At 62.3% G+C, this 15,865-nt stretch carries 16 protein-coding genes; 9 read left to right on the forward strand and 7 right to left on the reverse strand.

What is annotated here, in order from left to right; translation table 11 throughout:
* Positions 1 to 10: 10 nt before the first annotated feature.
* Genes FH061_RS00840 through FH061_RS00850 form a run of 3 tightly spaced genes read right to left on the reverse strand, consistent with a single transcriptional unit; the run spans position 11 to position 4,049 of the window.
* Positions 11 to 1,393 (reverse strand): 3'-5' exonuclease family protein, encoded by a 1,383-nt coding sequence (locus FH061_RS00840; RefSeq protein ID WP_151632027.1) that lies wholly within the window; start codon positions 1,391 to 1,393, stop codon positions 11 to 13.
* The gene (locus tag FH061_RS00845) at positions 1,390 to 2,820 is read right to left on the reverse strand and encodes a UdgX family uracil-DNA binding protein (protein ID WP_151632029.1); all 1,431 of its coding nucleotides are present in this window, start codon (positions 2,818 to 2,820) and stop codon (positions 1,390 to 1,392) included. The genes FH061_RS00840 and FH061_RS00845 overlap by 4 nt, the downstream gene beginning before the upstream one ends.
* A complete protein-coding gene (locus tag FH061_RS00850) occupies positions 2,817 to 4,049 on the reverse strand; it encodes a putative DNA modification/repair radical SAM protein (protein WP_151632031.1) in 1,233 nt (410 codons plus the stop codon). The genes FH061_RS00845 and FH061_RS00850 overlap by 4 nt, the downstream gene beginning before the upstream one ends.
* 241 nt (positions 4,050 to 4,290) lie before the next feature.
* On the opposite strand from FH061_RS00850, the gene FH061_RS00855 reads away from it, so the two are divergent.
* Positions 4,291 to 4,482 (forward strand): hypothetical protein, encoded by a 192-nt coding sequence (locus FH061_RS00855; protein ID WP_151632033.1) that lies wholly within the window; start codon positions 4,291 to 4,293, stop codon positions 4,480 to 4,482.
* A 47-nt stretch (positions 4,483 to 4,529) separates the two neighbouring features.
* On the opposite strand, the gene FH061_RS00860 is transcribed toward FH061_RS00855, so the two are convergent.
* Positions 4,530 to 4,898 carry a helix-turn-helix domain-containing protein gene (locus FH061_RS00860; RefSeq protein WP_151632035.1) on the reverse strand — a complete coding sequence of 123 codons (369 nt, stop codon included), beginning with the start codon at positions 4,896 to 4,898 and terminating at the stop codon, positions 4,530 to 4,532.
* Between the two features lie 236 nt (positions 4,899 to 5,134).
* Between FH061_RS00860 and FH061_RS00865 the strand changes: the two genes are divergently transcribed.
* A complete protein-coding gene (locus tag FH061_RS00865) occupies positions 5,135 to 5,452 on the forward strand; it encodes a hypothetical protein (RefSeq protein WP_151632037.1) in 318 nt (105 codons plus the stop codon).
* Between the two features lie 243 nt (positions 5,453 to 5,695).
* On the opposite strand, the gene FH061_RS00870 is transcribed toward FH061_RS00865, so the two are convergent.
* Positions 5,696 to 7,930 (reverse strand): molybdopterin-dependent oxidoreductase, encoded by a 2,235-nt coding sequence (locus FH061_RS00870; protein WP_151632039.1) that lies wholly within the window; start codon positions 7,928 to 7,930, stop codon positions 5,696 to 5,698.
* 207 nt (positions 7,931 to 8,137) lie between these two features.
* Between FH061_RS00870 and FH061_RS00875 the strand changes: the two genes are divergently transcribed.
* Positions 8,138 to 8,824, forward strand: a complete 687-nt coding sequence (locus FH061_RS00875) for a type 1 glutamine amidotransferase domain-containing protein (RefSeq protein ID WP_151632041.1) — start codon at positions 8,138 to 8,140, stop codon at positions 8,822 to 8,824.
* Between the two features lie 105 nt (positions 8,825 to 8,929).
* Here FH061_RS00875 and FH061_RS00880 read toward each other — a convergent pair whose 3' ends face one another.
* Positions 8,930 to 9,328 carry a chemotaxis response regulator CheY gene (locus tag FH061_RS00880; protein ID WP_151632043.1) on the reverse strand — a complete coding sequence of 133 codons (399 nt, stop codon included), beginning with the start codon at positions 9,326 to 9,328 and terminating at the stop codon, positions 8,930 to 8,932.
* A gap of 215 nt (positions 9,329 to 9,543) precedes the next feature.
* On the opposite strand from FH061_RS00880, the gene FH061_RS00885 reads away from it, so the two are divergent.
* From FH061_RS00885 to phnE, 4 genes are read left to right on the forward strand one after another with little or no spacing between them, the layout of a single operon-like run.
* The gene (locus tag FH061_RS00885; protein ID WP_151632045.1) at positions 9,544 to 10,404 is read left to right on the forward strand and encodes a putative selenate ABC transporter substrate-binding protein; all 861 of its coding nucleotides are present in this window, start codon (positions 9,544 to 9,546) and stop codon (positions 10,402 to 10,404) included.
* The gene (locus FH061_RS00890) at positions 10,404 to 11,225 is read left to right on the forward strand and encodes a phosphonate ABC transporter ATP-binding protein (protein WP_151632047.1); all 822 of its coding nucleotides are present in this window, start codon (positions 10,404 to 10,406) and stop codon (positions 11,223 to 11,225) included. The genes FH061_RS00885 and FH061_RS00890 overlap by 1 nt, the downstream gene beginning before the upstream one ends.
* Positions 11,226 to 11,232: 7 nt before the next feature.
* Positions 11,233 to 12,090, forward strand: coding sequence for a PhnE/PtxC family ABC transporter permease (locus tag FH061_RS00895; protein WP_225984430.1), 858 nt, complete (start codon positions 11,233 to 11,235; stop codon positions 12,088 to 12,090).
* A complete protein-coding gene (phnE, locus tag FH061_RS00900; RefSeq protein ID WP_404822395.1) occupies positions 12,087 to 12,926 on the forward strand; it encodes a phosphonate ABC transporter, permease protein PhnE in 840 nt (279 codons plus the stop codon). The genes FH061_RS00895 and phnE overlap by 4 nt, the downstream gene beginning before the upstream one ends.
* A 132-nt stretch (positions 12,927 to 13,058) precedes the next feature.
* Here phnE and FH061_RS30230 read toward each other — a convergent pair whose 3' ends face one another.
* Complete coding sequence (locus FH061_RS30230) at positions 13,059 to 13,229, reverse strand: hypothetical protein (protein ID WP_192804839.1); 171 nt, start codon at positions 13,227 to 13,229, stop codon at positions 13,059 to 13,061.
* 142 nt (positions 13,230 to 13,371) lie between these two features.
* On the opposite strand from FH061_RS30230, the gene FH061_RS00905 reads away from it, so the two are divergent.
* The gene (locus tag FH061_RS00905; protein ID WP_151632049.1) at positions 13,372 to 14,277 is read left to right on the forward strand and encodes a manganese catalase family protein; all 906 of its coding nucleotides are present in this window, start codon (positions 13,372 to 13,374) and stop codon (positions 14,275 to 14,277) included.
* A 183-nt stretch (positions 14,278 to 14,460) separates the two neighbouring features.
* On the forward strand, positions 14,461 to 15,798 hold the full coding sequence (locus FH061_RS00910) for an Nramp family divalent metal transporter (protein ID WP_318840941.1): 1,338 nt from the start codon (positions 14,461 to 14,463) through the stop codon (positions 15,796 to 15,798).
* Positions 15,799 to 15,865 lie beyond the last annotated feature (67 nt).

The raw sequence follows: 15,865 nt of genomic DNA on the forward strand, positions 1-15,865 counted from the left end.
CCGGGAGTTGCTATAACTCGACAATGTCCGCGACTTCCCTCGACAGCCATTTGCGCGTGATGTGATAGACCTCTCGATCGAATCGCCCCCTGCCTTTCTGTAGTAATTCAACCGCCTCTTCTTCACTTCTTACAGGACCGAGATACGACCAAGAGTCGATGACATGCAGGTCGGCATTTTCGCGAAAGGCGATTGCACCAGGGTAGGGCCATGGCTGCAGGCGCATGCTTTGCAGCGCGTCCCGCACACGCTGGTTGTGCCGGTCCACACTCTCCTTGCCGGTGCATGCACCCTGGCATTTTCCTGTGGCGGCCGCCGTGCAAGATGCTCCTGCGCCTGCCCGCATCTTCTCGATTCCAAGAAGACGCGGGCACAGACGGTAGGCATTGGCGATCGCGCGCAGCGCATCGGATGCCTTTCGCCTGCTGGCAAACAATCCGTACAGGTCCGGGTCCACGCCGAAGAACAGGTCGTCGGTCATGATCAGCACCGGCTGCAGCACGCCCTTGCGCATTACCAGCCGCCATGCGCAAACATCCTCGTCAGGCACGATGTGATTGAACGCGGGCTGCAGCCGCTTGATCATGCGCGCTTCCAGCAACTGCGATCCGAGTTCGCCCGACGTCGCCCTCCATTCCACGCGGCGCACCTGGGACATCATCTGCTGTTCCCTGGCTGACATGCGGCCGGCATGAAAATGCGCGTCCACGCGTCGGCGCAGGTGGTCTGCCTTGCCGATGAAGAGCGGCGCATCCTCCTCGCCATAAAACAGATAAATACCCGGCGTATCGGGCATGTCGTCGATATGGAGCGCTTCGATCTGCGGCAGCACCACAGGGCGGTTGAGCAGCTTCTCAATCGCCTCATCAATGGCATCGGCCGCATGGGCTTCATGGATCTTCTTCCAGAACTGCCAGATGAGCTGGGCGTCTCCCAATGCCCGATGACGCTCGGTGACATGCAGGCCATGTCGCGCGACCAGCGCATCGAGGTTGTGTCGCTCGAATTCCGGATACAACCTGCGGGAAAGCCGGACGGTGCACAACACCGGCGGATGAAAGTCGCGTCCAACGCGGCGGAACTCGCTGCGCAGAAAGCCGTAGTCGAAGCGGGCGTTATGCGCGATGAAGACCCGGTCGGCAAGGCGCGTGCCGATTTCGTCGGCCAGGTCCGCGAAGCGTGGCGCATGCTGCACCATTTCGTTCGAAATGCCGGTCAGCGACTGGATGAATTCGGGAATGGGCATGTCGGGATTGACCAGGCTGCTCCATTCGCGCACGCCCTGCTCGTCGACTTGCACGATCCCGACCTCGGTGATGCGGTCCGCTCCCGCGGTGCCGCCGGTGGTTTCGAGATCGACGAAGGCAAGACGAGGATAGCGCCGTTCCGTCATGTCGGTTCGAGTGCCTCTCCTGAAGCCAGCCGCTGCGCTGTCTGCAGGGCGCGCACCATGTCGGCGAACGCGGCCGCCCTGAGCTGCTCGTCCGGCACGCGCAGTACATACGAGGGATGATAGGTGGTCACGAGCCAGCGGCCTTCATGCTGCATCGGCTTGCCGAGCATGCTGTTCAAGGTCACCTTGCTGGTGTGCATCAGCGACTTGAGCGCGGTGGCGCCAAGCGCGACGATGACGCTCGGCCCGATGCCGCCGATTTCCTGTTCCAGCCAGTAGTTGCAGGCATTGATATGGCGCTGGTCGGGTGTCTTGTGCAAACGCCGCTTGCCGCGCGGTTCCCACCGGAAGTGCTTGACCGCATTGGTGAGATAGACCGTGTCGCGCTGCAGGCCGGCCTGGGCGAAGACATCGTCGAGCAGCTTTCCCGCAGGTCCGACGAAGGCATGGCCGGCAAGATCTTCCTGGTCGCCAGGCTGCTCGCCGACCAGCATGATGCGCGCGTCGGTCGGCCCGCTGCCCGGCACGCCCTGGGTCGCGCGCTCCCACAGTTCGCAGCGCCGGCACTGGTCGAGCGAAGTGGGTTCGTCGCGCCTGGGCTGCGCATCGGCGGCTTCAATTGCAATGACGGCGCCGTCGCGACGGCCGACCTCGCGCGCCTGCGCAATGCGCTGCCCGCCGGCGCTGGCCTTGCTGACGAGATCGGGAATCAGGCGGCTTTCCGGCAGATTTTTCCAGTAACGAACAGGCATGTGCATCTCCATGGCATCGGTGTTGAGGCGCGCGGGATTGAAGGTGCTGCGATAGTAGGCCAGCCACAGGGCTTCTCCGATATCGTCGCCATGCTCGACCCGCGTGTTTCCCGGCGGCCCGAAATGCAGCCGGCTGCCGTCCCAGGAAGCGTTGCCCCGGGGCGTCGCGATCAGCCACGTCGTCCTGCCCATGCGCCGGGAGAAATGTTCCGCCGCGTCATGCAGCACGTCGTGCTCGGGTTCGAACCAGGCGACAAAGCGGGGATCGCCGGCATCCTGCGGCCGTTCGCGAAAGCGCAGGAAGGCATGCATCCTGTGTTCCTCGCGATGGACGGTCTTGACCATCGTCTGCAAGCGCATGCCATCCTCGTCAGCAGCGGACAGCACCACCCGGTCACCCTGGCTCCAGCGCCATAGCACCCGGTAAAGAAATGCCCAGCGGTCCGGCGCGCGGTAGCAGGAGGCCGTTTTCAGCAGGCTGACCAGCTCGCGCGTTACCTGCAATGCTCCCGGCGGCGCCTGGCCTTGCTGCAGCTCTGCATCGCTGGCAAACAGGCCGGGCTCTTCTCCCTCTTCCCTCCAGTCGATTTCATGCGGCGCCTTGCCGGCAGCAATGAAATTCCGAGCTGCCTGCCGCCATTCCGCGAAGGAGGCGACTTGCGCATGTGAATTCATGCAGCTTCCTGCAGCGAAGGCCACAGGCCCAGCTGCTGCGGCGCATCGGCCAGCGCGCGCCGCAACGCCTCGGACGGCGCCGTGTCATTCTGCGGCCGGTAATCGGCAGTGATGATGAAAGGCTTGATCTTCTCCATGCTGCACCTCATGCGTGCCAGATCTGCATAACGGATGCGTCTGGCGCGCCGAAGTTCCACCAGGCGCTTGGCATTGCGCAGCCCGATTCCCGGCACCCGCATGATCATGCCAAGATCGGCGCTGTTGAGATCAAGCGGAAAGTGTTCTCGGTGCATCAATGCCCAGGACAGCTTGGGATCGATATCGAGCGCAAGATTGCCGGCGGAAGGCAGCAGTTCGCCGGCATGGAAGCCATAGCCCCGCACCAGGAAATCGGCCTGGTACAGGCGATGTTCGCGCATCAGCGGCGGCGGCCTGGTCGGCAATCCGTCCGGGCTTTCGGGAATCGGGCTGAATGCGGAATAGTAGACGCGCTTGAGCTTGTAGGAGCCATACAGGGTTTCGGCCGTGGACAGGATGGTACTGTCGTCGGTCTGGTCGGCGCCCACGATCATCTGGGTGCTCTGGCCGGCCGGCGCATAGCGCGGCGCCTTCGGCTCAGCCTCCTTTTCGTCGAGCTTGCGGCGGATGGAGCCCATCGCCAGCTTGATGGTGTGCACGTTCTTTTCCGGAGCCAGGCGCTCGATGCCCTCGGCGGTCGGCAATTCGATGTTGACGCTCAGGCGGTCGGCATACAGTCCGGCCTCGGCGATGAGTTCCGGCGCCGCGTCCGGAATGGTCTTGAGATGAATGTATCCGCGGAACTGATGTTCGGTGCGAAGCTTTTTTGCGATCAGCACCAGCTGCTCCATCGTGTAATCGGCGGAGCGGATGATGCCGGAACTCAGGAAGAGTCCGTCGATATAGTTGCGCAGGTAGAAATCGGTGGTCAGCTTGACCACTTCGTCGACGGAAAAGCGTGCGCGGGGCACATTGCTGCTGCGCCGGTTGATGCAATACTGGCAATCGTAGATGCAAAAATTGGTCAGAAGAATTTTCAGCAGGGAGACACAGCGGCCGTCTGGCGTATAGCTGTGACAAATTCCCATGCCGGTCGTGGCACCAAGGCCGTCCTTGCCTTCGGACGAACGCTTGGGCGCGCCGCTGCTTGCGCATGAAGCATCATACTTCGCTGCATCGGCAAGAATCTCAAGCTTGTCGGTCAGTTCCATTGCAATCCAATACTGTCTGCATATACAGCATTTTACGCCAGAAGGAATCGGTTTGCCTTAGACAATTCGGCTGATTAACGCAGTTACCACAGCTTTTTACGGTACCTGGCCTGTTGCAGAAATGCATTGGCGAATGCCGGCTTTTGTATCGGACTTGAACTGATTTGCTTCACGTCAAAAGTATGGACGGCCGGGGTCTTACACTGCGCCTAGACCAGTTTGGTGAATGCAATCGGAGACCATGATGACCCGCCCTGAAAACCTGTTTGAACAAGCCAGCTACGACCTGAACAAGTTCAGGGAAAGGCGGATCGCGGAGCGTCGCTCGGTTCCGCGGGACACGATGGACCGCAGAGCAAGCCGCAGCGACGGCATGAATGGAGGGAGAAGCCTCGGAGAACTGCCGCAGGGTGAGAAGGACGATGGCAGCTAACGCGGAACCCGGGCGGCGGCCCGAGTCAGGCCGCCGCTCCGCCGGATTTACATGGCGCTGGCGCCAACTCCATGAGGCATTTCGCGATGCATTGTTTCGCGAAACGAAGGCATCTTGGGCGCACGGCGGCTCTTGACTTGTGGATCCATGCCGCCAAGCCAGTACTTGGATTGGGTATCGCCCATCATGTCGCGCAGATCGCGGATGCTGATTTCAGTCAGTTCATGCGCTGTCAGCAACATGTCGGAATTGACCGCCACCTGCTTGTGGCGCACCTTGCTGATAGTCGAAGGCGGAACGTCCAGCGCACGAGCCAATGCGGCGTCACTCTTGGCACCCAGAACCTCCATCAAGGTGTCGAGCAGATGGTTGGGTGTATAGCCTTCCTGTCCTACCAGCGGTGATTTTTTTCTCATGCTTCCTCCTCAATAACGATGAGCAATTTTGCCTTGACGAAACATGAATGGGTGGGAAACACAGCCGACTCTTGATTTTGCGCAAGCCCGCCCGAGAGGCCGAAGGAACCGCGTTACATCTGGTTCAACTGATAACAAATCCTTACAAACTTCGGGTCAACTCGCTTCAGGAAGGAGTCGTTTGTGGACGTGTACCACCCCTTTCAATATCTCTTAGCGAGAAAGCGAGACACGATATGAAGACTCTGATTGCCACCCTGATCGCAGGCCTGTTTGCCGCTTCCGCCTTTGCACAAACTGCTACCGCGCCGGCCGGCAGCACCACGACAACGACGACGGCACCGGCTGCCAAATCCGACGCCAAGGTAGTCAAGGACGATGCGAAGGCAGCGGAAAAGAGCGCGAAGGCCGATGCCAAGGCAGAGGAAAAGGTAGCCAAGGCGAATGCCGACGCCGACAAGAAAAAGGCCAAGGCAGACAAGAAAGCGAAGAAGGAAGTCGCCGAGGCGAAGAAGGACGCTGCCGAAGACAAGGCTGACGCAGCAAAGAAATAAGAAGCTTCACACGCGTTTGAGCCGCACCCAGGCAGGCCCGTCAGGGCCTGCCTTTTTTATGGCCGATCCCATTGCTTCGGCACCGGTATCGATATCGGCCCGAACGACTCCTCCCGGGCGAAATGCCAGTTCATGCGCGCCACGGCAACGGGCCTGATCAACAACGCGCGGCCAGCCCTGCAATGCCTGCGGCGCCTTCGCGCTCCCGAGTAAAGTGTGAACAGGCCCTACCAATCCCGCGCATCAGGCAATAGCCGTCACCTCCACGGCAACGCCGCTCAGGACGGCGTTGCCGGACAGGGGGTCGCGCCGGCTCTCGTCGAGCACCGCATTGAGATTGCTGCCGGGCCGTTCCGCCGCCACCGCCATGCGGGTGCCTGGCATGTCATGTCCCCAGCCGTGAGGCAGGCTGAGCACGCCCGGCATCATGTCCTCGCTGAATTCCACCACGGCTTCGATCGTGCGCCCGCCACTGCCGATGCGCACCTTGCCGCCGTCGCGCAGGCCGAACTTTTGCGCATCTTGCGGATGGATCAGCGCGGTGCAGCGGTAAGGTCCCTTCGCCAGCATCGGCAGGTTATGCATCCAGCTGTTGCACGAGCGTACCTGGCGCCGCCCGATGATGACCAGCGGCGGCACGGCTTGAGCGAGCGCTCCGCGTACCCGGCTCAAGTCTTCGAGCAGTATCTCCGGCGCCAGCTCGACCTTGCCGGACGGCGTACGCAGCATTTCCGGAATGCGCGGCTGCAAGGGTCCCAGGTCGATGCCTGCCGGAGCAGCCTTGAGTTTTTGCAGGTTGATGCCGCCGGGATTTCGCCCGAACTGGTCGCCGTACGGCCCCATGCGCAGTGCGAGGTCGATCTGCCGTTCGGGGCCGTTCAGATGCGACAGGGCGGAGATCACGGCATCCGCATGCTCGCCGGCGAGGCGCCGCACATCCTCCGCAAACAAGGCATCGTCCATCGCATGCACATCAGCGCCGGCGCCCCGGCCTTGCGCAATCGCGGCCAGGCGCAGCAGGATCTGCCATTCCGGCGGGTGACTTGGATCGCGCTGCAGCACCGGCTCGCTGTACCGGGCATGGTTGCGATAGCTGAACTGCGGGAACGCCATGTCGTAATGCAGGTCTTCCAGCGGCGACAGGCCCGGCAGGATGACGTCCGCGTGACGCGTCGTCTCGTTGAGGTAGATATCGACGCTGACCATGAATTCCAGGCTGTCGAGCGCGGCGGAAAGCCGCCCGCCGTTGGGCGCCGACAGCACCGGATTGCCGGCGATGGTGATGAGCGCCCTGACCTGCCCTTCTCCCGGCGTCTCGATTTCTTCGGCGAGACAGACAATCGGAAACTCGCCCATGACTTCCGGCGCACCGGAAACGCGGCTCTTGCGGCGGCCGGTAGTCACTCCCTTGCCGATGCCAGGCTTGCCCATGGTGTTGGCGGCGAAGGCGGGCGCTTTCGCAAACATGGCGCCGCCTTCCTGGTCGAGATGGCCGGTGAGCGCATTCAGGACGTCGATGAGCCAGCTGCACAGCGTGCCGTATTCCTGGGTGCAGGTGCCCATGCGGCCGTACACGGCGGCACGCTCGGTGGCTGCGAGGCGGCGCGCCAGCGCCCGGATGGTTGCCGCATCGATTCCGCAGCGCGGCGCCATCAGCTCGGGCGTGAAATCCTGCACCGCCGAACGAACGGCTTCGACACCATTGAGGTGATCCGCGATGCGGCCGAGGCGTACCAGTTGCTCGTCGAACAGCGCATGCACCATGCCCAGCAGCAGGAAGACATCGGTGCCGGGACGGATGAAATGATGTTCGTCGGCCGCTGCGGCGGTTTCGGTGCGGCGCGGATCGATCACCGCAATGCGCCCGCCGCGTGCGCGCATTGCCTTGGCCTTGCCGCGGTAATCCGGCACCGTCCACAGGCTGCCGTTGGACACGATGGGATTGGCGCCGATGATCAGCAGGAACTCGGTGCGCTCGATATCGGGCACTGGAAACGACAGCCAATTCCCGAACATCAGTCCGCATGACAATTGCTTGGGCATCTGGTCGAGCGTGGACGCGGAAAAGAAATTGCGGGAGCCGAGCGCCTTGCCCAGCCGCGAGAAGTACATCAGCAGGCCGATCTTGTGGGCGGAAGGATTGCCGATCACGCTGGCGACGGCGTCATTGCCGTGGGCCTGCATGATGGGCGGCAGCCGCCGCGCGATTTCATCGAAGGCGTCTTCCCAGCTGGCTTGCACGAAGCGGCCGTCACGCTTGATCAGCGGCGTGCGCAGCCGATCCGGATCATCATGCAAGTCTTTCAGCGAGGCGCCTTTCGGACAGATGTAGCCGCGGCTGAAAACATCTTCCGCGTGGCCGCGGATGCCGATGACCTGGTTGTCCCGGACGCGCAGTTCCAGGCCGCAGCAGGCCTCGCAGAGCGGGCAGATGCGGTGGGCAATAGTTTCGGTGGATGCAATGTTGTGGCTTGGCATGCTTGTCTCCTGGCTGGATGTTTTTTATTGTCGGACCATTATGCGGCAGGCGCGATTACCTTGCAGGTTATCCGTGGCGGATTCTGCCGAATGCCGGCTGCGGCGCGGCGAAGAACTTTCGGTGCGCGCTTTCACTCTACGTTGACGCAACGTCAACTTGAGTTAGTCACTCAACCGCATTCAATTCAAGAGAGAAAGACCGGGCCAATGGATATATTAATGGTATTAACTTCGCATGACCAATTGGGAAATACCGGCAAGAAAACCGGCTTCTGGCTGGAAGAATTTGCCGCTCCCTATTACGTGTTCAAGGATGCAGGCGCCAGGGTCACCCTGGCCTCTCCCAAGGGCGGGCAGCCGCCGCTCGATCCGAAAAGCGACGAGCCGGATGCGCAGACGCCGGCCACCGAGCGCTTCAGGAAAGATCCCGAGGCGCAACAGGCGCTGGCTGATACGGTGCTGCTCTCAAGCGTATCGCACGAGGAATTCGACGCCGTTTTCTATCCCGGCGGCCATGGCCCGTTATGGGACCTGTCGGAAGACCAGGATTCGCTGACCATGATCCAGAGCATGCATGCGGCCGGCAAGCCGGTGGCCGCGGTCTGCCATGCGCCGGGCGTATTCCGCCATGCCAAGCTGCACAACGGGCGGCCGCTGGTGGAAGGCAAGCGCGTCACCGGTTTTACCAACACCGAGGAAGAGGCGGTGCAGCTGACCAAGATCGTGCCCTTCCTGGTGGAAGACTCGCTGAAGCGAAGCGGCGGGAATTTTTCGCGCGGCCCGGACTGGGCTTCCTACGTGCAGGTCGACGGTACGATCGTCACCGGCCAGAATCCCGCCTCGTCCGAGGCAGCCGCGCAGGAAGTGCTCAATCTGCTGAAGAAGGGCACGTAGCAGGCTCCGATGTCATTAAGACACTAAGCAAGACACTTAAGGCCTGCGTCCGCAGCCACCGGGCGCAGGCAGGCTGTTTCCCTACCGGGAAGACCCGCTTTCGCTTCAAGCGGCCAGCTTGTGCTTGACCAGGATCTTGTCCACCTTTTCCTTCAGCGTCGCCGCATTGAACGGCTTGACGATATAGCCGTCGGCGCCCGCCTGGGCGGCGGCGATGATGTTCTCCTTCTTGGCCTCCGCGGTCACCATCAGCACCGGCAGGTGCTTGAAATCGGGCGTATCGCGGATACGCTGCAGCAGGGTCAGCCCATCCATGACCGGCATGTTCCAGTCCGTCACCACAAAATCGACAGGCACGCCTGACGAACGCAGGCAGTGCAATGCCTTTTCGCCGTCTTCGGCTTCGGATATCTTGGTAAAACCGATTTCGCGCAACAGGTTGGAAACGATGCGGCGCATCGTGGAAAAGTCGTCAACAACGAGAACGTGAATGTGAGAAGACATGCAATAGAGTTGGTTGTGAAGCAAGGATGAAACGACTGAGAAGACTTTGGGTGCAAAAAGTTCCAGGCGGATACACCATCGTTGCCGCAGGCTGCCCTCGAAAAATTCCGGCCTCCGATTTTGCTATCATGGCGCCCTGCACGGCGGACAAGATTTCAGCGCCGCCAACGCGACTATCCCCAATAACAACCATATTTTCGAAACGACCCGCTCTCATGAAATCACTGCTCCGCTTTGCCTTCGCCATCAGCGCATTGCTGGCCGCCGCCGGCGTCCATGCGCAAAACGCGCAAAACGTATTGCGTGTTTCCGCCATACCCGACGAGGCGCCCACTGAACTTCAGCGCAAGTTCAAGCCGCTAGGCAGCTACCTGGAGCAGAAGACCGGCATGAAGGTGGAGTTCGTACCCGTCACCGACTATGCTGCATCGGTCGAGGGGCTGATCAACAACAAGCTCGACATGGTGTGGTTCGGCGGCTTTACTTTTGTCCAGGCCAAGGTGCGCAGCGGCGGCAAGGTGATTCCGCTGGTGCAGCGCGAAGAGGACGAGAAGTTCAAATCGGTCTTCATCTCCACCGACAAGACGATCGGCAAGCTCGAAGACCTCAAGGGCAAGACCTTTGCATTCGGCTCGGAATCATCGACATCCGGCCACCTGATGCCGCGCTTTTACCTGCTTGGGGCCAACGTCAATCCGGATGTCGACATGAAGCGCGTCGCCTTCTCCGGCGCCCATGACGCCACGGTCGCCGCGGTGGCCGGCGGCAAGGTCGATGCCGGGGCGCTCAACATCTCGGTCTGGGAAAAGCTGGTATCGCAGAACAAGGTCGACACCAGCAAGCTGCGGGTGTTCTACACCACCCCGGGCTATTTCGATTACAACTGGACCGTGCGTTCGGACATGAATCCCGAACTGCGCAAGAAGCTCACCGATGCCTTTCTCGCACTGAACAGCAATGATGCGCAGGGCAAGGAAATTCTCGAGCTGCAGCGGGCCACGCGCTTCATTCCGACCAAGGCAGAAAACTATGCGTCGATCGAGAAGGCGGCGCAGCAAGCGGGATTGCTGAAGTAATGAGCTTTGAACTGCGCGGCGTTACGGTGCGCTATTCGCCGGCGCTCCCTAGGCTTGCGCTGTCCGACGTCACGCTGTCGATCGCGCAGGGCGAACAGCTGGCGCTGATCGGCCCTTCCGGCGCCGGCAAGACGACGCTGCTGCATACGCTGGCCTTCGCGCGCAGCATCGACGGCGGCAGCCTGCGTGCGCTGGATGCGGAGCCCTGGGGGCTGAGCTCGAGCGGACGCCATGCGCTGCGCGCGCGCCTTTTCCTGGCGCCGCAGACGCCGCCGCTGCCGCCGCGCCAGCGCGTGGTGACCGCGGTGCTCGCCGGGCGCCTGCCGCAGTGGAGCCTGCTCAAGGCGATCACTTCTCTCTTCAAGCCTGCCGATCCGCAGGCCGCCTACGATGCGCTGTCCAGGTTCAATCTGCAGGACAAGCTGTATGCGCGTGTTGACCGTCTGTCCGGCGGCGAACGCCAGCGCTGCAGCCTGGCGCGTCTCCTGGTGTCCAATGCGCAGGCGCTGCTGGTCGACGAACCGCTGTCGGCGCTCGATCCCGCGCTGGCGCAGCAGACGCTCGACGTACTCCGGCAGGAAGCCCGGGCCCGCAATGCCACCCTCGTCTGCAGCCTGCATCAGGTGGAACTGGCGCGCGCCCATTTTCCGCGCATCGTCGGCCTGCGCAATGGACGCGTGGTGTTCGACGCGCCGCGCGACGCCGTCAGCGACCAGATGATCGCCGCGCTGTATCAGCAGTCCGACCGCGAAGCTCAGGTCTCCGTCGGCGAAGAGCCCGAGATCGGCGCCGGCCGTGGTTTCGCCTCCGGCTGCTACTGACACGATCATGCTGCGCAGCGCATCCGCCGTGTCAACTGCCATGTCCCCCGCCATCCCGGCCGATCCGAGCTGGCGCGGCCGCGTCACCGCCATCGTGCTGGCGCTGCTGATTCTCTGGCCGCTGCTGGTGTGGAGCGAATTCAAGCCGTGGATCCTGTTCGATGCGCAGAGCCTGAACGCCACCTGGAATTTTCTCGCGTCCTTCCTGCCGCCCGCCCATTCTCCCGAATTTCTGCTGCTCGTCGCGGAAGCGACCTGGCAGACCATCGCGATGGCGACGGCCGGCATGGCGCTGGCATTGGTCGGCGCCATGCCGCTGACCATCCTCATCAATGAACGCCTGTCGGTGTCGCGGCTCGGCACCGGCCGCATCGGCGCCCTTGGCCGCATCGTTCGCCAGCTGATGCGATGGCTGCTGATCGTCTTGCGCAGCGTGCCCGAACTGGTGTGGGCGCTGCTGCTGGTGCGCATCGTCGGACTCGGTCCGACGGCCGGCGTGCTCGCCATTGCACTGACCTACTGCGGCATGCTCGGCAAGGTCTATGCGGAGATCCTGGAATCGGCCGAACCGCATGCGACGGATGCGTTGCTCGCCAACGGCAGCGGGCGACTGGCGGCGCTGCTGTACGGCGCCTTGCCGGAATCGGCGGCGGAACTGGTGTCGTACACCGTCTATCGCTGGGAATGCGCGATTCGCGGCTCGGTGGTGATGGGCTTCGTCGGCGCCGGCGGGCTCGGCCAGCGCATGGATGAGTCGATGAAGATGCTGGCCGGCGGCGAAGTCGCCACCATGCTGATCATTTTCGTGCTGCTGGTGGCGGGTGCCGATCTTGTCAGCAAGCTGCTGCGAAGGAGGCTGGCATGAAACCGGATCCGCAGGGAGCCGTGCCGATGCCGCCCTCACCGCCATCGCTACCATCACCGCCGCCACCTTCCGTCATCCGTCTCTCGACGCTGTTGCTGCTGCTCGGCCTTGTCGCGCTGGTCGTGGCCAGCTTCGCCACGCTGCCGCTGCAGTGGAAGGCATTCTTCACCCTCGATGCGCTGCGCACCACGCGCGATTTCCTGGCCGGCTTCGCGCCGCCCGAAAGCGCGCCCGCCTTCCTGCGCAAGACCGCGCTGGCGACTGCTGAAACGATAGCCATGTCGGCATTGGGCACCGTGATCGCCGCGATTGCGGGAATGCTCCTCGCCGTTCCGGCCAGCGGCCGTTTCGGCGCGGGCCCGAAGGCAAGCACGCGCATGCTGCTCAATGCATCGCGCGCGGTGCCGGAACTGGTGTGGGCCTCCATTCTGCTTGTCGCGGCGGGGCTCGGCCCCTTTGCCGGCACGCTGGCCCTAGCCTTTCATACCAGCGGGGTGCTGGGCAGGCTGTTCGCCGACGCGCTGGAAAACACGTCGCCGCTGCCCGAATCGTCCTTGCGGCTCAACGGCGCGCAAGCGATGCCGGCCTTTCTATATGCGACGCTGCCGCAGGCATTGCCGCAGATGCTGTCCTACACGCTGTATCGCTGGGAAAACAATATCCGTGCCGCAGCCATCCTCGGCGTCGTCGGCGCCGGCGGCCTGGGGCAGATGCTGAAGTACCACCTTTCGCTTTTCCAGATGCATCAGGCCGCCACCGTCATCATCGCCATGCTGCTGCTGGTCGCATTTGTCGATGCCTGCAGCTTTGCGCTGCGACGCCTGCTGATGCGCTGAGCGAATCTTTCTTCTTCTCCTTTAATTCTTCTTCGGCACAAGAGCCATCATTGTTCCCTCCATCTGGGCATGCAGTGAGGCATTACGCTGTCCCCAACGCCCGGCAAGGAATTTTCAATCGTGCCGATAGTCTCAGCAAATGAGCACGGCATTGCCGACACATGGCCGCTCTCCTTCACTTTCATCGCTGCCGGGAACACGCTTCATCGGCACGCCGATCCCGCATGCACTTTGTACTTTGTGCAGGTAATTCTTGCGTGCGTTGTCAATCCCGCCCGGATAAAAACGCACTGCAGCAAACATCGAAGATCATGCATCCATTGATACGACTGCAGGCATTGCGTCGATAAGACGCCTGCGTGGTACATGTCTTGCATCCCAGTCGCGTCCACCTACCAACGCGACCTGGCCAGCGGCATCGCCAGGCAACTATGAGAGGAATTCCATGTTTGCTCATAACAAACGTCTTCAGTACACGGTGCGCGTCACCGAAAGCAATCCAGGACTGGCCAATCTTCTGCTGGAACAATTCGGCGGCCCGCAGGGCGAACTCGCCGCAGCCTGTCGCTACTTCACCCAGGCACTGAGCGAGGATGATCCGGGCCGCAAGGACATGCTGTTCGACATCGCGACCGAAGAGCTGAGCCATCTTGAAGTGATCGGCAACCTGGTCGCCATGCTGAACAAGGGCGCGAAGGGCCCTCTGGCCGAAGGCATCGACAGCGAAGCGGAAATGTATCGCAAGATCCATGGCGCGGGCAACGACAGCCACGTCACCCAGGTGCTGTACGGCGCCGGCACGCCGCTCATCAATTCCGCCGGCGTGCCGTGGACCGCTGCCTACATCGATACCATCGGCGAGCCGACCGCCGACCTGCGTTCCAATATCGCGGCCGAGGCGCGCGCCAAGATCGTGTACGAACGCCTGATCAACTGCACCGACGATCCGGGCGTGAAGGAAGCGCTGGGCTTCCTGATGACCCGCGAGATCGCCCACCAGAAGTCGTTCGAGAAGGCGCTGTACTCGATCGAGCCCAACTTCCCTCCCGGCAAACTGCAGGGCGATCCCCGCTTCACCGGCGTCTACTTCAACATGTCGCAGGGCGAAGGCGACATGCGCGGCTCCTGGAACCAGGGCGACCAGTGGATGTTCGTGTCGGACCGCAACGAGCAGGCCGCGGTCGATGGCGGCGACGGTCTTGCCAGCGTGCAGTTGAAGACGGAAGAAATGACCGCGCTCGACATCATGGCCAAGCGTACGCAATCCAATCCCACGGTGGACCCGCCCACCGGCGCCGAGCTCGGCGTAGCGCCCGGCGGCCCGGCGAAATCCGTCAAGAGCAAGACGTGATGCGTGATTCTTCATTCGGTCCCTGAACGGCATTGAATGAATGAATCGCTGAGCCATTGCTGCTTCATGCACGCGGCGCACGCGGTGCACGCAGCGCATGTGATGCAGCATGGCTCTCCAATACCCGCAGGCAGCGCCTCGCATCGCTGCCTGCGCAAGAAAAGATAAGAAGGATGCGTCTTCATGCCCCCGCCCACCATCGCGGACACACCAGCCTGGACTTCACCGATACCCGCCGACGGAAACGGCATGCTGCGCAGCGTCGCCGTTAACGAGAGCGGCCACTGGATACGACGCCTGCTCGGCTTCATGGGACCGGGCTACCTGGTGGCGGTCGGCTACATGGACCCGGGCAACTGGGCCACCGATCTTGCCGGCGGTTCCTCGTTCGGCTATTCGCTGCTGTGGATCATCATGCTGTCGAACCTGATGGCGATCCTGCTGCAGATCCTCGCCGCGCGTCTCGGCATCGCCACCGGCATGGATCTCGCCCAGGCCTGCCGCGCCCATTACTCGCGCAAGTCGGCGCTGGCGCAATGGGTGATCTGCGAAATCGCGATCTGCGCCACCGATCTTGCCGAAGTGATCGGCACCGCGATTGCGCTCAACCTGCTGTTCGGCATACCGCTCGCCTGGGGAGTGACGCTGACCGTGCTCGATGTGCTGGTGGTGCTGTGGCTGCAGCAGCGCGGCTTCCGCTATTTCGAAGCGCTGATCATCGGCCTGCTGAGCATCATCTTCGTCTGTATCGTATTCAACCTGATCCTGGCGCAGCCGCAGTGGCGCGAAGTGGCCGCCGGCATCATTCCCAACAGCCAGACCATCACCGATCCGGCGATGCTGTATGTGGCCATCGGCATCATCGGCGCGACCGTCATGCCGCACAATCTTTACCTGCATTCCTCGACGGTGCAGACGCGCCGCTATGCGCTCGATGACAAGGGCCGGCGCAACGCGATGAAGTGGGCATCGATCGACGTGGTGATCGCGCTGCTGCTGGCGCTCATCGTCAACGGTTCCATCCTCATCACCGCGGCGGCGGTGTTTCATGCCAGCGGGCATCGCGAGGTCGCCGAGATCCAGGATGCCTATCACCTGCTCACGCCGCTGCTTGGCACCGGCATGGCCAGCATCCTGTTCGGCCTGGCGCTGCTGGCATCCGGCCAGAGCTCGACGCTGACCGCGACGCTGGCCGGACAGGTCGTGATGGAAGGCTACATACAGCTGAAGATGCGGCCCTGGCTGCGCCGCCTGCTGACGCGCTCGATTGCCATCGTTCCGGCGCTGGTCGCCACCATCTACTACGGTGAAAGCGGCACCGCGAAGCTGCTGGTGTTCAGCCAGGTGGTGCTGAGCCTGCAGTTGCCGTTCGCCGTGATTCCGCTGGTGCGCTTCACCAGCGACAGCAAGCGCATGGGCAGCTTCGCCAACCCGCGCTGGGTGAGCTGCCTCGCCTGGCTGGTGGCCATCATCATCGTGTCGCTCAACGGTGCAATGCTTTACGGTTTGTTAAAAGGATGATTCCCGGCGCCGCTACACTATAGATCCGAACCGGAAAATGCACCGTTTTTCGGGCCGAATCCCCTCA

It is taken from the genome of Noviherbaspirillum aerium (genome assembly GCF_008929045.1).
In the GTDB taxonomy this organism is placed as follows: domain Bacteria; phylum Pseudomonadota; class Gammaproteobacteria; order Burkholderiales; family Burkholderiaceae_D; genus Noviherbaspirillum; species Noviherbaspirillum aerium.

What these genes read in the sequence shown, in the direction of transcription:
- FH061_RS00840 (WP_151632027.1), bottom strand. Translation starts at nt 1,393, where the DNA reads ATGACGGAACGGCGCTATCCTCGTCTTGCCTTCGTCGATCTCGAAACC.
- FH061_RS00845 (WP_151632029.1), bottom strand. Translation starts at nt 2,820, where the DNA reads ATGAATTCACATGCGCAAGTCGCCTCCTTCGCGGAATGGCGGCAGGCA.
- FH061_RS00850 (WP_151632031.1), bottom strand. Translation starts at nt 4,049, where the DNA reads ATGGAACTGACCGACAAGCTTGAGATTCTTGCCGATGCAGCGAAGTAT.
- FH061_RS00855 (WP_151632033.1), top strand. Translation starts at nt 4,291, where the DNA reads ATGATGACCCGCCCTGAAAACCTGTTTGAACAAGCCAGCTACGACCTG.
- FH061_RS00860 (WP_151632035.1), bottom strand. Translation starts at nt 4,898, where the DNA reads ATGAGAAAAAAATCACCGCTGGTAGGACAGGAAGGCTATACACCCAAC.
- FH061_RS00865 (WP_151632037.1), top strand. Translation starts at nt 5,135, where the DNA reads ATGAAGACTCTGATTGCCACCCTGATCGCAGGCCTGTTTGCCGCTTCC.
- FH061_RS00870 (WP_151632039.1), bottom strand. Translation starts at nt 7,930, where the DNA reads ATGCCAAGCCACAACATTGCATCCACCGAAACTATTGCCCACCGCATC.
- FH061_RS00875 (WP_151632041.1), top strand. Translation starts at nt 8,138, where the DNA reads ATGGATATATTAATGGTATTAACTTCGCATGACCAATTGGGAAATACC.
- FH061_RS00880 (WP_151632043.1), bottom strand. Translation starts at nt 9,328, where the DNA reads ATGTCTTCTCACATTCACGTTCTCGTTGTTGACGACTTTTCCACGATG.
- FH061_RS00885 (WP_151632045.1), top strand. Translation starts at nt 9,544, where the DNA reads ATGAAATCACTGCTCCGCTTTGCCTTCGCCATCAGCGCATTGCTGGCC.
- FH061_RS00890 (WP_151632047.1), top strand. Translation starts at nt 10,404, where the DNA reads ATGAGCTTTGAACTGCGCGGCGTTACGGTGCGCTATTCGCCGGCGCTC.
- FH061_RS00895 (WP_225984430.1), top strand. Translation starts at nt 11,233, where the DNA reads ATGCTGCGCAGCGCATCCGCCGTGTCAACTGCCATGTCCCCCGCCATC.
- phnE (WP_404822395.1), top strand. Translation starts at nt 12,087, where the DNA reads ATGAAACCGGATCCGCAGGGAGCCGTGCCGATGCCGCCCTCACCGCCA.
- FH061_RS30230 (WP_192804839.1), bottom strand. Translation starts at nt 13,229, where the DNA reads ATGTTTGCTGCAGTGCGTTTTTATCCGGGCGGGATTGACAACGCACGC.
- FH061_RS00905 (WP_151632049.1), top strand. Translation starts at nt 13,372, where the DNA reads ATGTTTGCTCATAACAAACGTCTTCAGTACACGGTGCGCGTCACCGAA.
- FH061_RS00910 (WP_318840941.1), top strand. Translation starts at nt 14,461, where the DNA reads ATGCCCCCGCCCACCATCGCGGACACACCAGCCTGGACTTCACCGATA.